Source organism: Orbus hercynius (genome assembly GCF_003634275.1).
In the GTDB taxonomy this organism is placed as follows: Bacteria; Pseudomonadota; Gammaproteobacteria; order Enterobacterales; family Orbaceae; genus Orbus; species Orbus hercynius.
This window is the reverse complement of record NZ_RBWY01000001.1, coordinates 835,752-850,214: the sequence shown is the minus strand read 5'-3', so window position 1 is coordinate 850,214 and position 14,463 is coordinate 835,752. Positions and strand designations below refer to the sequence as shown.

General features: G+C 40.0%; 12 protein-coding genes and 2 tRNA genes. 4 read left to right on the top strand and 10 right to left on the bottom strand.

What is annotated here, in order from left to right:
• Window positions 1-68 precede the first annotated feature (68 nt).
• The 4 genes from DES39_RS03985 (at window position 69) to DES39_RS03970 (ending at window position 4,342) form a co-directional block, all read left to right on the top strand.
• Entirely contained in the window at window positions 69-1,136 is a 1,068-nt protein-coding gene (locus DES39_RS03985; protein ID WP_211324609.1) for an alpha/beta hydrolase, read from the top strand.
• Window positions 1,137-1,201: 65 nt separating this feature from the next.
• On the top strand, window positions 1,202-2,308 hold the full coding sequence (locus DES39_RS03980; RefSeq protein ID WP_170143334.1) for a cupin domain-containing carboxymuconolactone decarboxylase family protein: 1,107 nt from the start codon (window positions 1,202-1,204) through the stop codon (window positions 2,306-2,308).
• 24 nt (window positions 2,309-2,332) lie between these two features.
• Entirely contained in the window at window positions 2,333-3,082 is a 750-nt protein-coding gene (locus DES39_RS03975) for an SDR family oxidoreductase (protein ID WP_121144448.1), read from the top strand.
• Between the two features lie 141 nt (window positions 3,083-3,223).
• Complete coding sequence (locus DES39_RS03970; protein ID WP_121144447.1) at window positions 3,224-4,342, top strand: alpha/beta hydrolase; 1,119 nt, start codon at window positions 3,224-3,226, stop codon at window positions 4,340-4,342.
• A 32-nt stretch (window positions 4,343-4,374) separates the two neighbouring features.
• On the opposite strand, the gene DES39_RS03965 is transcribed toward DES39_RS03970, so the two are convergent.
• The 10 genes from DES39_RS03965 to uvrC form a co-directional block, all read right to left on the bottom strand.
• Window positions 4,375-5,184 (bottom strand): GIY-YIG nuclease family protein, encoded by an 810-nt coding sequence (locus DES39_RS03965; RefSeq protein WP_121144446.1) that lies wholly within the window; start codon window positions 5,182-5,184, stop codon window positions 4,375-4,377.
• Complete coding sequence (locus DES39_RS03960) at window positions 5,181-6,449, bottom strand: Y-family DNA polymerase (protein ID WP_121144445.1); 1,269 nt, start codon at window positions 6,447-6,449, stop codon at window positions 5,181-5,183. Before DES39_RS03960 ends, DES39_RS03965 begins: the two co-directional genes overlap by 4 nt.
• Entirely contained in the window at window positions 6,449-6,889 is a 441-nt protein-coding gene (locus DES39_RS03955) for a LexA family protein (protein ID WP_121144444.1), read from the bottom strand. The genes DES39_RS03960 and DES39_RS03955 overlap by 1 nt, the downstream gene beginning before the upstream one ends.
• 184 nt (window positions 6,890-7,073) lie before the next feature.
• Window positions 7,074-7,928, bottom strand: a complete 855-nt coding sequence (bla, locus tag DES39_RS03950; protein ID WP_121144443.1) for a class A beta-lactamase — start codon at window positions 7,926-7,928, stop codon at window positions 7,074-7,076.
• Window positions 7,929-8,389: 461 nt separating this feature from the next.
• Entirely contained in the window at window positions 8,390-9,727 is a 1,338-nt protein-coding gene (locus DES39_RS03945) for an MFS transporter (RefSeq protein ID WP_121144442.1), read from the bottom strand.
• Window positions 9,728-9,751: 24 nt separating this feature from the next.
• The gene (locus tag DES39_RS03940; protein WP_170143333.1) at window positions 9,752-10,918 is read right to left on the bottom strand and encodes an amidohydrolase; all 1,167 of its coding nucleotides are present in this window, start codon (window positions 10,916-10,918) and stop codon (window positions 9,752-9,754) included.
• Window positions 10,919-11,558: 640 nt separating this feature from the next.
• Window positions 11,559-11,634, bottom strand: a tRNA-Gly gene (locus DES39_RS03935).
• 16 nt (window positions 11,635-11,650) lie between these two features.
• A tRNA-Leu gene (locus DES39_RS03930) sits at window positions 11,651-11,737 on the bottom strand.
• A gap of 104 nt (window positions 11,738-11,841) precedes the next feature.
• Window positions 11,842-12,396 (bottom strand): CDP-diacylglycerol--glycerol-3-phosphate 3-phosphatidyltransferase, encoded by a 555-nt coding sequence (gene pgsA / locus DES39_RS03925; protein ID WP_121144440.1) that lies wholly within the window; start codon window positions 12,394-12,396, stop codon window positions 11,842-11,844.
• Between the two features lie 201 nt (window positions 12,397-12,597).
• The gene (uvrC, locus tag DES39_RS03920; protein ID WP_121144439.1) at window positions 12,598-14,439 is read right to left on the bottom strand and encodes an excinuclease ABC subunit UvrC; all 1,842 of its coding nucleotides are present in this window, start codon (window positions 14,437-14,439) and stop codon (window positions 12,598-12,600) included.
• Window positions 14,440-14,463 lie beyond the last annotated feature (24 nt).

The following is a 14,463-nucleotide window of genomic DNA, read 5'->3' as shown; positions in this document are numbered from 1 at the left end:
TCTATCTTATCATGTTAATGCTGTCAGCCTATAATCTATCTTATCAAATAATTACTCAGCATATCACCATGAAATATTTAAAAATCACATTACTTGCAACGGTATTCGCTGCAATATTAGGAGGTAAGGCTATGGCCGCAGATTATAGTAATAACCCATTTACGCTAACATACGATAATGCCATCACGCAAAATGTGGCAGGCAAAGTGAATATTCATCCGGTTAAATACGTCCAACAACAAACGGGAATTGAAGTGGTTGCAAACGTGTATACGCCAGCTAATTATGATCCGGTCAAAACCTATCGAGCTATTGTTGTTGCCCATCCAAATGGTGGCGTGAAAGAGCAAGTGGCAGGCTTATATGCGCAAAATCTGGCGGAACAAGGCTATATTACTATCGCCTTTGATGCTGCCTATCAAGGCGGAAGTGGGGGTACCCCACGTTATACTGATAAGCCACAAAATCGTATTGAAGATATTCGTGCTGCCGCCGATTTTATTAGTCAATACCCAGGAGTGGATACTACTTATTTAGGTTTACTCGGCATTTGTGGTGGCGGTGGTTATTCGATAAAAGCGGCACAAACCGATAAACGTTTTACCTCTATCGCAACAATCAGTTTATTTAACTCTGGCGATGTGCGTCGTAATGGATTTATGCGTAGCCAAAAAGAGTCGATTGGGCAGCGTTTAGCGGATATTGCTAACGTGCGCGCGATGGAAGCGGCTGGCGGTGAAATCCAATATACACCTGCATTTGGCCAAAATATGACCGCAGAGCAAGTCGCCGCATTACCGTTTGAGTTATATCGTCAAGGTTATGAGTATTATGCACAAACTCATGCTCATCCCAATTCGCAAACGAACAATACGGTCGATAGTTTGCTCGATTTGATGGAATTCGATGTGAATACGAATGTTGATTTAATTAATCAACCTTTACTCATGATTGCTGGCGATAAAGCAGATTCACTGTATATGACGCAAGAGGTGTTTGCTAGCGCTACTGGTACCAATAATAAAGCGCTGTTTTTAGTACCTAATGCTACCCATATCGAAACGTATTGGAAGCAGCCGTATGTAAAGCAAATAACTGACAAGTTAACGGCATTTTATGGTGAAAATTTAAAATAATCATTTTTACACGTAATGCCATCGGCACCATCATTTAGATGGCATTGACAATCAAGAGAACAGAAATGGCTAATATTACTAACCTGTTGACGGCGCTTTCGCTGACGGTGTTTACGCAATTTGCCACGGCGGAAATTATGGATACTAAACTGACTGCAAAAACCGAGCAGCGCTTACAATCGGCAGATAGCCACCATTTTAGTGGTAACGCAGCTTTCGCTCGCTTGCCAACACTGCCAAGTCATGGCGATGTGATACCCGCAGTGGTGCATTTTGAGCCGAATGGCTTTACCGATTGGCATTCGCATAGTCAAGGGCAATATTTAATTGTTATTGATGGCACAGGGCGTTTTCAGCAGTTTGGGCAAGCAGAACAACTCATCACGAAAGGTGATGTGGTATGGATTGCGCCCAACGTTAAGCATTGGCATGGCGCGGGTGAATTTACCGCAATGAGTCATATTGCGATCAGCCCTGCACAAGGAAATACCGTAACATGGTTCGAAAAGGTGATACCAGAAAATACTAACTATCTTGTTCATATCGAGCGGATTGCGGCTGATGGATTTACGGCTAAACAACTTAAAATCATTCCGCTAGCAATTGCGGTTACTGACGGTGATCAAATTGCTGTCACCGCCGCAACTGAGCAAGGTTTGCATGCTGGTTTAACGGTGAGTGAATTGAAGGAAGCGATATCGCACCAATTTTCGTATATCGGTGCACCAAAAACGTTAAACGGTATGATGACATTAAAATTGGTGATAGAGCAGCGAGCTAAACAGGGCATTATTGATCCGCCAGGGAGAGCTGCAACGGAATTGGGTCAAGTTGACTATTACGCGTTAGGGACCCAAAAATTAGCCGCATTGACGCAGCGTTCGACCCATACGCCAATCTTTGATTTTGCGCCAGCGGTGGATTATGCCATTAAAGCGCAGCTATTTGGTTACCAGTTTAGCCGTGATAATTTGGGTGATGTTGAGCGTGAACTTGCTACTATCGGTAGCTTGCTAGGATTAGGTGAAAGCGTCAATGCTCAGTTACGTTCACATTTAACCTTACTGAAAAATCTTGGTTTGACTGAACATAGCTTTACTCAGCTTACTGATTGTGTCAATCCACAGCAGGCAAACAATCTTCGTGCTGTATGGGATGATGTGAATAAATAATCGTTTTATTAATGGAGTGTTAACATGACCCAAATTAATCGTGTTTTAGTGGTGGGGGCAACAGGTAGTATTGGGCGAATTGTGGTTGAAGAAGCATTAAAACAAAAATTAACAGTATATGCGTTAGTTCGTGATCCACTGCGGGTCAATTTTGAGAGTAATGTACGATTAATTCACGGAGATTTAACTAAAGCGCTTACATTAGAAGCGGTTGATGCGGTGATATTTGCCCAAGGTAGTTACGATAGTGAAATGGCCGAATCAGTAGATTACAATGGCGTACGTAATGTTTTGTTTGCCCTGAAAGGAAAAGTCAAACGGCTGGCATTAATGACTTCGATTTATGCTACCGCGGAGCGCGAAAATAGCCGTTGGAAGCGCCGTTCTGAACGTTTAGTTCGTGCTAGTGGTGTGCCTTATACGATTATTCGTCCAAGTTGGTTCGATCACAATCAAGCTGATGAGCTTACGTTGGTTGTTGCTCAAAATGATGATCGATATCATTACACATTTACGGCGCAAGATGGTGGTGTCTCTCGCCGTCAAATTGGTGAAGTTCTGGTTCGCAGTTTGCAAACAGTCAATGCGACTGATCGTACTGTAGAACTATTTTCAGTCAAAGGTGATCGTACTACCGATTTTGAAGCTTTATTTGCTGATGCATTAGTTGACCGCAAGCAGGATAATTTTGATGGTATAAATGATCCGAATAATTTACCTCTTTCACCAGAACCTGAAAGGGTATTGCGAGATTTGGCTGTAATAACAACATAATAGCAAATGCGATAGCACATCAATGTCGCTATTGCATTTTATGATTAAACCATCTCACCGTTTTATCTTAATATTTTAATCGTGTTATTTTAAGTGAACCTGAGACAATAATGGCAATGCAATCTTATAAAGGACAACATAATGAAAAAACTTGCGACCTTCACAGCACTCACTCTAGCGATGTCTTGCGCTAATGCCACCCCTGTCAGTGTAAATCCTTTAATTATTGAACAACAAGGCAGCTTTGCGGTTGGGGGCACAGTTAAAACCAGTGACGGAACTTACCAGCCTCGTCCCGAAATTACGCAAAATCACACCAGCAATGAGTTTATGGCGGTATTTAACGAAAGTATTGCGAGTGGTGGGCAAACCTTGCATGGTGATCATGCTACCGTCAGCTACCAAATTCCAAGCAATGCCAAAAAGTTACCGTTGGTATTTTTACATGGTGCCGGGCAGTCTATGCGGACTTGGCAAACCACACCCGATGGACGCGAAGGTTGGAACAACCTTTTTTTACGAAAAAATTATGCGGTTTATTTAGTTGATCAGCCGCGTCGAGGTTGGTCTGGGCGTTCAACCATAGATGGCAAAATTTCAGCCACGCCAGATGATCAATTTTGGTTTGCTCAATTTCGCATGGGGGAATATCCGCAATTTTTTAACGGAGTGGCCTTTCCGCAAGATGCTGCAAGTTTAGATCAATTTTTCCGTCAAATGACGCCAAATACTGGTGCATTTGATGTCGATGTGATTGCTGAGAGTTTAACAGCCTTATTTGAACGTATTGGTAATGGGGTATTGGTAACACATTCTCAAGGGGGAATTGCCGGTTGGTTTGCTGGCATCAAAGCGCCAGATTTGATCAAAGGCATCGTTGCGATTGAACCGGGTAATTTTCCTTTCCCTGATGGTGAAGTGCCCGCAACGATTGACAGTGCATTTGGTAATATTGAGCCGACTAAGGTGAGTAAAGCTGAGTTTAAGCAGCTGACTAATATGCCCATTATCATCTATTTTGGTGATAATATTGCTGATCAACCATCGAAAATTCAAGGTAAAGATCAGTGGCGCATTCGATTGTCTCTGGCAAAACAGTGGGCGCAGGTAGTCAATAAACATGGTGGCGATGTTACAGTAGTTCATTTGCCGGAGGTTGGCATTAAAGGCAATACCCATTTCCCAATGCAGGATTTAAATAATGTCGCAGTGGCCGATCATTTAGCCAATTGGCTGAAAGAAAAAGGATTGGCAGAATAAGGCGTTGATAAGATCAGTTGTGTTTGCCATTATTATGCCAATTGGGCTAATTCAATGATGACCGGGTTTTCGTATTGTAGGTAGCGTATTAAAATTTGATAACTATCACGACTAAAACTCGGTAATGGCCCAACTGGTGTATCACCTAAATCTGCTACCGAGCCTAAATACCGCCATTGATTGATAATATGAAATGCTTTGCATTGGTAAAGTGAGTCTTCCTCAACAATGGCTATAGCTGATTGCCAAGGCCAGGCTATCAGCGCATATTGTTCAAATGCTTGCATTAAACGATGATTATGACTATCAATTGTCTCTCTACCGCAGCAAGCGCCACGACAACGCTTCAATTGATAATTAAAACAGCAGTGTCGATGCGCTGATTCTAATCCAAGCACTTTAGCACACAGTTCATTTTTTTCAATTAACTGCAATAACCACTGCTTAGCACTTGCCTGAGCTCGGTACAAACCGATACTCATTTTATCATCACAAATATCATCGACTCGGTGTAATATAGGTTTAAGCTCATCATTTAAGACCCAAGAGTAGAGATTTTGATGCTTTCTTAAACGCCTATTGTAGATTGGCTGTCGTTTTTTGATTTCGGCTGACTCAAGTAATAAAGCACCTAATTCCCCTGCGGTACAGGTAAAATCAATATACGCTGTTTGTTTAATTAAATCGGCATGGCGCTTAGTTTCATCGTGACGATAAAAATGCGACAGTACTCTTTTACGAATGTTTTTACTTTTGCCTATGTAAAGTAAAATATTGGCGTTATCATAAAAATAATAAACGCCAGGTCGCTCTGGTAATGTATAACAGCAATCAAGAATCATGATTTAACCCTCAATAATTCATTCCACCGCGTTGTATAGCGTGGGCTTAGTAATTCGCGTTTAATCTGCCAAGGCGCTTGTTTTCTAACGCCGCCTAATTGCACCGTGTTTTTACCCATTTTTTGGTTAATGGCATCAAGGGTTTGCATTAGTTTATCTTTTTTAGCTATTTGTTGTGTCCCTTGTGAACGTGTAAATAAATCAAACTGAATGTCTGAATTTTTGGCTTTTAAGTCAACAAGCATGACGCCGGCTTTCATAAATAAAAAATTTTTTTTATAAATAGCCAGTAATCCTTTTTGTGCAGCTTGAATAATTAGCCTTGAGTCATCACTAGGTGAGGGCAGTGGCATAACAATTGAGGGATGATACTGCGTTAACTGTGCACGAAATCGATTGGTTTTTAAAAAGACCAGTACGGCACTGGCAACCGAATGTTGATGCCTCAGTTTTTCAGCACCACGACTGGCATGGACACGAATCGCTTCTTGTAAATCAAATAATTTATCCGTTAATTGACCAAAGCTACGTGAGGTCATGATATTTTGCTTTGGTGTCGTTAAATCATCCAACTCAATGCAAGGCGTTCCTTGAAGTTCTAATACTGTGCGCTCAAGCACGACTGAAAACTGTCGCCTAATTTGTTTGGCATTCGCCTGACGTAAATCCCATGCAGTATGAATACCTAATATCTGTAGTTTTGATGCAATACGCCTGCCAACGCCCCATACATCCCCAACTGGAAACTGTTTTAAAGTCTTAATCAACAACGCACTGTCGTTGGGTAAATAACACACGCTTTGATAAATGGCTTGTTTTTTAGCGATATGATTGGCTACTTTTGCCAAGGTTCGGGTTGATGCAATACCAATGCTCACCGGGATACCGGTATGACGTATTACTCTTGCCCTTAATGATTGACAATGTGATATAACGTCGGGTAAGCCATCTAATATGATAAATGCTTCATCAATTGAGTAAGGTTCGACATCGACAGTATCGTCTCGCACGGTATCAAAAACTCGCTTACTCATGTCACCATAAAGTTCATAATTAGAGCTTAATAGTATCATTTTTTTTCGGATATTTGCTGGGATCTGGTAAGCCGGCATGCCCATTGGCACCAATGGTTTTAATTCATTGGACCGCGCAATTACACAGCCATCATTATTGGATAAAATACCAATCGGCTTACCTTCGAGTTTGGGATTAAACACGCGTTCACAAGAGGCATAAAAGTTATTACAATCAACTAAACCAATCATTAATGTCCTCGTAATGAATGGATTGCGTGAATCACAATGCCCCAAATATGTACCTCTTTACCTACTAAGGCAATGGGCGGATAGAGTGCATTACCGGATAACAAATGATATTGGCCTTTAATTAATCCTAAACGTTTACAGGTCAATTCACCATCAATCGCTGCAATGACAATATCATCTATCTGTGGCGCTAAAGAGCGATCAACAATGAGCAGATCACCACTAAAAATACCGCAGTCAACCATCGAATCACCTATTGCTTTAATATAGTATGTGGCACTTGGATGCTTAACTAAGTGTTCAGTTAAATCAAGTTTAGCTTCTAAATAATCATCTGCTGGTGAGGGGAATCCTGCTCTAACTGGCGTATCTACCAATGGTAAAGGGTGTGTTACAGTATTATCCACACGGCCGAGCACGAGACAACTGAATTTTTGCAACAAAAATCTCCTAAAATTAGCGTAATCGTAATCACTATTTTTAGTAATTACCGTGATTAAAAACGATTATGTATAAATATACAGTATAAAATGCGAACTTCAATAGATTTTCGTGTAAAAAAATGGAAATAATTTATAAAGTAAGTAAAGTGAGATAACAGAATAAGGCTAAGTTCACTTTGTGTTACCAGTGTTTGATTAGTGAAGCACCTACCGCTGCTATTTGCTCGTTAAGCTGATTCATGTTTGCCCAACTGCCGGTTAAGTAGATAACGACGATACGGGCAGGTTTATCATCAGGACCCAATACGGCGATAATGCCCCGAGAACCACGTTCTCCTGCTCCTGTTTTGTCAGCAATAAACCAGCCATCAGGTAGCACAGAACGTAAAAGCGGTCCGCCGACTTTATCAGCCACCATCCAATCTATGAGTTGCTGCTTTGATGTTTGAGTAAGCGTGTTGCCAGTTAATAGCTTATGTAATGTGATTGCCATTGCTTCAGGCGTAGTGGTATCACGTTCATCATTAGGTAGTGATTGGTTTAACATGGGTTCAATGCGATCGAGACGAGTAACTGGGTCATCCATCTCTCGCAAAAATTGGGTTAAGGCGTGTGGTCCTCCGATTGTTGATAATAATAAATTGGCGGCGGTATTATCGCTCATTGTGATGCTTGCGCTGCATAATTCAGCCACGCTCATCCCCTCTGACAGGTGGTCTTTAGTAACGGGTGAATAGGTAATGAGGTCATTTGGGTGATAGACGATGCGGCGATCAAGGTGCTCTAATCCGGAGTCAACGCGCGATAATACCGCGCCGCAGAGCAGGACTTTAAACGTACTCATCATAGGGAAGCGTTCTGTTGCTCGATAGCTTTCAAGCATTAAGCCGCTGTTGAAATCGAGCTCGGCATAACCAACTCGAGTATTAAGCTGGCTTTCAACTGCTTTTATTTTATCGAGTGTTGCTTGTTCGGCAAAGGTCGGTAGGCATAGTGCTATGTAAAAAGCAATCAGTAATTGACGAAAATATGGCATATCAACATCCTTTCTAAATTTTATGGTCTATCATTTATTACATATATTAAGGAAGAGCAATTCAGTTAACATTTCGCTATCACGCCTTAAATATTAGTCATTATAGCCGATGTTGCTACGATCTTGAGCCTACACCTAATACTATTAACAAGTCATAACACAAGCGAGTGAATACCAAAATTTGATACAGATATCGTATTAAATATCAGATAGCTCATCAGACAAAAATCATTAATGTAGTACCATAACTTTTCTGTTATCTACTATCGCGATACTACAATATATGATGCAAATAATAAAATAGCGTTTTTGGTGCGGACTATTGGCTTTTTTAACGATGTGTTATCATCTATTGTCACAACCATCGCATCCACTAAAATATGGATTTGTTTAGCTCGATTTAACTTGGCTTAATAGTGGGGGAGCACGCCCCCACCAAGTGGCTTGATATTAGTCAGGGACTAGCTTAATGTTAGCTGTTCTGGTACTTTCAAATCACTTGCTTTACGCCAGACTAAGGCGGCAATAAAACTCACAACAATACTGGTACCAATGTATATTATTGGATTCATTGGCGTATCGCCGAAAAACATGGTCAAAATACTTAAATAAGTGGGTGTCATGGCACCAAATAAAACAACGCCAGTGTTATAGGTGATCGAAATGGCTGAAGCGCGAATTGCGACCGGATAAGACTCAGAGAACATGATCGGTACTACTCCCCAATGCGCTCCTATCGAAAATCCGATAATTGACATGCCAATTAATGCGCCGTTATAGTTGGCATTACCTGCTGTTAAATAGTAGAAAAAACTAAAAAAGGCGATACCAAAAATGGTGATCCCACTTAACATCACCGTTTTACGTGATAGTTTATCACTACAATAACCGCTAAGTGCTACACCAAATAGCGTAAAGGTTGGCGTTATCAGCGATATCCAGTAGCGTTGGATATCACTTAATCGTAATAATGATTGAATAAAGCCCGGCAAATAGACAAATACCCCATAAAATGAGACGGTTCCGACCATATTGAGCGCAATACAGCGTAGAATTTGTGCAACGTAAACAGGTTGTCTTAATGTTTGGCCGATGGTTAATTGCACCACATTACTCTTGCTACGCGCAAGCTCCGTTTTTTTAATATAGTCTGAAAAATCAGGCGTTTCATCAACACACTTATAGATATAATAACTTAAAGGTGCCGTAATAAAGCCGATTAAAAACGGTAAACGCCAACCGACATCCACAATCGCTTCATGGCCGATAGTATATTGCATTGATAACGCAACAATATTGGCAATAATCGGCGCTAATGCTTGCGCTAACATTTGAATACTGGTAAAAAAACCGCGTCTATTGGGCGGTGCAAACTCCATTAAAAAGGCGGTGGTAGTCGAAAATAATCCACCAATTGCAACGGCTTGGATTAGCCGTAAAAGAATCAGTAAAATTGGCGCAAGCATACCCGCTTGCGCATAAGTTGGCAGTAAACCAACCAAACCTGTGGTAAGTGCCATCACTAAAGTTAGTCCTGCAACGATTGGCTTACGGCCTATTTTATCCGCATAGTAAGACACTAGAATGCCGCCAAATGGGCGGACAAAAAAACTTAAACCAAAAACCGCATAAGCTGATATTTGTGAAATCAGTTGATTATCTGAAGGGAAAAAATGCCCAGCAAAGTAGATCGCGAAAAATGCATAAATCGTGGTATCGTAAAATTCCATGGTGTTACTTGGAACCGACACCATAATCGCCCGATAACGAGCTTTACGTAAAGATTGGGATGTATTCATATCGACTCACTAAATTAGATTTTATTATAAGGGTAAACGTGCTTGTACCACAGAGGCCCAAAACGCAACGCCAAAAGGGATCACCTTGTCATTAAAGTCATACTCTGGGTGATGTACCGGCTTAGCCGTATTGATACCAATAAATCCATAAACTCCTTTCGCATGTTGCAGGTAAAAAGCAAAGTCTTCTGAAGGGGTTTGTGGCACAACACTGAGGTTAACGTTGTCAGCGCCCATTTGCTTTTTAATGCCGTTATATACACTCATTGCCAAAGTTGTATCATTAATTACGGCAGGGCAACTTAATACAAAATTCAGTGCTATCTGGCAATTGAATCCGATTTCAGTTGCTTTTACGAGCGCTTGCATCCGTGTTTTAAGCAACTGGCGTACATCATCATTATATGAACGTAGGCAGCCTTTAAGTTGTACTAAATCAGGAATAACATTAAAGGTTGTTCCACCTTCAATTGCACCCAAACTTAATACTGCTGACTGTAATGGTGGAACGTTACGACTCACAATCGTTTGTAAATCAGTAATCAGCTTGGCTGCGATCATAATTGGGTCAATTGATAGATGCGGCGTTGCACCATGACTACCATTACCTTTAATATTGATAGTAAAATTATCCAATGCAGAAAGCGCAGGGCCGTCATTAATTGTGATATGCCCTAATGGTAAATCAAATGTGTTATGTACGCCATAGACTTCTTCAAAGGGAAAACGCGTCATTAATCCATCTTTTAGCATTTCAGCTGCACCACTTAAATTTTCTTCACCTGGCTGAAAAATCAATACGACTCGGCCCGCAAAATTGCGTTGCTCGGCTAAATATTTCGCTGCGCCGAGTAACATGGCGGTATGGCCATCATGACCACAACCATGAAAACGGTTCGGTATTACAGAGCAATGAGGACGCTCTTCACCTTGTGGTACAACTTCTTGTATTGCTAACGCGTCCATATCTGCACGTAACGCAATACTTTTTCCGGGTTTTTTACCATTAATGATGCCAACAACACCATAACCACCCACATTTTCATGCACTTCATCGACATGACATTGGCGTAAATAGTTGGCAACAATACCCGCTGTTCTTTTCTCTTCATAAGCAATTTCTGGATAGGTGTGAATATCTTGCCGTATGGCTGACAATTGGTCTAAAGCTTCTTGTGTTAGGTAAGACACCGTGAATCTCCTTATATTCAGCGTATTGATTAAAATGCCGGCAAATTATAGTCTGAAACGGATTAAAGCAGAAGATGAGAAGGAACGTGGAAAATAGACAAAATAGTACACGGTATAAGATGGACGTGCTCATGTTTTTTTTATTTCACCAAAAGAATAAAATGGTAGATAAAAGATAATAACGCAGTTAAATAAACTTAAAAGATTTTTTCTGGTTTATAAAGTTCATTATTGATGAATTGTTTTTTTTACTGAAAAAATAAATTTAAATTAATATGAAAATGCTAAAAAAATATCACATTATTGATGCAACAATTCGCACTAAATCATGAGTCATATGTGTTAGTTTGCCATTTTAGCATTAAATTTAACTAAAATTTTACTAAAAATGAGATCTATTTTTACGTATAAGTTTAATAGTGGCTGTAATCGTTATCGTTGATTGATCGGTGCAATTAGCGTTGTTGTATAAACAGAACTAATTAGACTGTGAGAATGTGATAAACCATAATAAGGGATAGATATGACTAAGGTAGAACAGATGGTTGGGATGCTGGCAACTTATGCGATGTGCTCGATTAACGCAAATGATATTGATTACCTGCAACTTAAAAACAGTAAAAAACTGTAAATTAATAATTGGAGCGGGAAACGAGGTTCGAACTCGCGACCTCAACCTTGGCAAGGTTGCGCTCTACCAACTGAGCTATTCCCGCATAGAGATAAGATAAATGGTGCCCGGGGCGAGACTTGAACTCGCACGGCCCAAAGGCCGAGGGATTTTAAATCCCTTGTGTCTACCGATTTCACCACCCGGGCGTTTTTAACAGAATGTTACCGTTGAAAACCAGCGTATTATACGGTTATAAACGGTAACATCAACTATAATTTTGCATTTTGATGATTAATTGATTATTTTTAAATCAGTCATCGGAATTTAGCAGGTCGTCACGTGAAACCCATAAATATTGGCACATTGACCAGAGGGTAAGTGCTGCGGCAACATAAAGGGCAATTAAGCCGGCATAAATGACCCAATCACATGGTTGCCATAATAACCAAGTTAAAGCGGTCATTTGGGCGACAGTTTTGACTTTACCTATGTACGAGACTGCAACATTTTTGCGTTTGCCTATTTCCGCCATCCATTCACGTAATGCAGAAATAATTATTTCACGAGAGATCATGATAATTGCTGGTATTGTTACCCACCAGGCATCGTAATCTTCAGTAATTAATACTAAAGCAATTGTCACCATGATTTTGTCAGCAACCGGATCTAAAAAAGCACCAAAGCGAGTTGTTTGACCGAGTTTCCTCGCTAGATAGCCGTCAAACCAATCGGTAAGTGCTGCAATTAAAAATATCAGGGCAGTAAAAAAAGCAGACCAGCTACCTGGAATATAAAACGCTAAAACAAAGAACGGAATTAAGATAACCCGAAATAGTGTTAAGTAGATTGGCACATTGAGTTTCATAGCAGACTCTAATTATTAATATTAAACACATCAAAATGAAATGTTATAGCATTGTTTAACTGGTAGTATAACATCATGTTGCACTAAACATTTCAATCTTTCAATACTTTAATTAAAATTATCATTAAAAAATTTTTAAAGATCAGCCGGATCAATGTGATGAATGTTATTTTAGCGTGTTGACGTTAGATAATTGCTTAATTACTGCTGCAAATTATCATAAATTTTTTGTGCTAAAGATTTCGATATTCCTTGTACTTGTGCAATTTCGTCTATTGTGGCATTTTTCAGTTCTCGAAGTCCTCCAAAATGCTTTAATAGGGCTTGGCGGCGTTTACTGCCTACGCCTTCAATATGTTCAAGTACGCTGTCGGTTAGTTGCTTCGCATTTTTTAAGCGTTGACCCACTATGGCGTGATCATGTGAAGCATTACGGATTTGCTGAATCAGTAACAGTGCAGGGGAGTGTGAATCTAAATAATGTCCGACACCGTGCGCTTGAAAAAAAAGTGTTTCCAGACCTTCTTTACGCTCAGAACCTTTAGCAACTCCGATTAAAATCGGGTGGTTTTTGTTCCAGTTGACATCCATCGAGTCAAATAATTTGATTGCCTGATTGAGCTGCCCTTTACCGCCATCAATAAAGATGGCATCGGGAATTTTCTCTTCTGGAAGATCTTTTTTGTTATAGCGGCGACTTAGCACTTGATCCATAGCAGCATAATCATCACCTTCGGTAATACCGCTAATATTGTAACGCCTAAACTCTGATTTTACTGGGCCTTTATCGTCAAAAACCACACAAGAAGCAATCGTATTTTTACCCATAAAGTGGCTGATATCAAAACACTCCATGCGTTTAATCTGTTCAATGCCTAAAAATTGTTTTAACGCTTCATAGCGTTGCTTAATGGTTGAACTTTGCAGTTGCTTGTTTTTGACCTCTTTTTGCGCATTTTCAATGGCAATTGATAGCAGCTTTAAGTTATCACCTTTTGGTTCATCAACCAGTTTAACTTGGTGATTAGCTACTTGTGATAAGGTGTCTTCCATCGCTTTTTTATCTGAAAATGAGTAGTTGAGTAAGATTTTTTTCGGAATATTACGATTAGCATCGCCTTGTAAATAAAATTGACCTAAAAAGGTTTCAATCACTTCTTCAAGTTCAGTATTTGATGGCACTTTCGGGAAATAAGCGCGGTGACCAAATGTTTGGCCACTGCGGATAAACAGCACATAAACACAGGCAATCCCTGCTTGATAGTGAAAACCAATGGCATCTAAATTATCATTATTATTATAGATAACTTGTTTTTCTCTAATCTGATTAATAGCGTTTAGCTGATCACGTAATTGTGCCGCTTTTTCGAAATTCAGTGCCGCACTAGCTTGTTGCATATCGTGGGTGATGATGTTGACAATTTCATCTGCTTCACCGCGTAAAAATAACCGTACATAATTGACTTGCTCATTATAATCATGGTCGCTGACCAGTCCTGCAACGCAAGGGCCAAGGCAGCGCTTTATTTGATATTGTAAGCAGGGCCGAGTACGGTTCATATAAGTGGTGTTTGTGCATTGGCGAATCGGGAACATTTTTTGTAATAACGCTAAAATTTGTTTCACGCCATAAGAGCTCGGATAAGGACCAAAAAATTCATCTTGTTTTTTATTAATTGAGCCACGATACAGCGAAAGTTGTGGGTGCGTTTCTTTACTGAGTTTAATAAAAGGATAACTTTTGTCATCCTTCAGTAGCACATTATAGCGTGGTTGGTATTTTTTGATGTAGGTTTGTTCAAGTAGTAAAGCTTCTGTTTCGGTATGGGTTAACGTAAATTCGACATGATGAATTTGACTGACTAAAATGTCTGTTTTAAGCGTTTTTTTGCTACTATTAAAATAGCTCTTTAAACGATTATTCAGATCTTTTGCTTTGCCAACATAAATGATGATGTCTTTATCATTAAACATCTGATAAATACCCGGTAAATGGGGTACTGTGGCTAAAAAAGATGCTGCATCAAATTTAACGTTATCCATAATTAGTGATCAGTAGAGGTCTGT

What these genes read in the sequence shown, in the direction of transcription:
- uvrC (WP_121144439.1), bottom strand. Translation starts at nt 14,439, where the DNA reads ATGGATAACGTTAAATTTGATGCAGCATCTTTTTTAGCCACAGTACCC.
- DES39_RS03945 (WP_121144442.1), bottom strand. Translation starts at nt 9,727, where the DNA reads ATGAATACATCCCAATCTTTACGTAAAGCTCGTTATCGGGCGATTATG.
- DES39_RS03980 (WP_170143334.1), top strand. Translation starts at nt 1,202, where the DNA reads ATGGCTAATATTACTAACCTGTTGACGGCGCTTTCGCTGACGGTGTTT.
- DES39_RS03965 (WP_121144446.1), bottom strand. Translation starts at nt 5,184, where the DNA reads ATGATTCTTGATTGCTGTTATACATTACCAGAGCGACCTGGCGTTTAT.
- pgsA (WP_121144440.1), bottom strand. Translation starts at nt 12,396, where the DNA reads ATGAAACTCAATGTGCCAATCTACTTAACACTATTTCGGGTTATCTTA.
- DES39_RS03985 (WP_211324609.1), top strand. Translation starts at nt 69, where the DNA reads ATGAAATATTTAAAAATCACATTACTTGCAACGGTATTCGCTGCAATA.
- DES39_RS03975 (WP_121144448.1), top strand. Translation starts at nt 2,333, where the DNA reads ATGACCCAAATTAATCGTGTTTTAGTGGTGGGGGCAACAGGTAGTATT.
- DES39_RS03960 (WP_121144445.1), bottom strand. Translation starts at nt 6,449, where the DNA reads ATGATTGGTTTAGTTGATTGTAATAACTTTTATGCCTCTTGTGAACGC.
- bla (WP_121144443.1), bottom strand. Translation starts at nt 7,928, where the DNA reads ATGCCATATTTTCGTCAATTACTGATTGCTTTTTACATAGCACTATGC.
- DES39_RS03970 (WP_121144447.1), top strand. Translation starts at nt 3,224, where the DNA reads ATGAAAAAACTTGCGACCTTCACAGCACTCACTCTAGCGATGTCTTGC.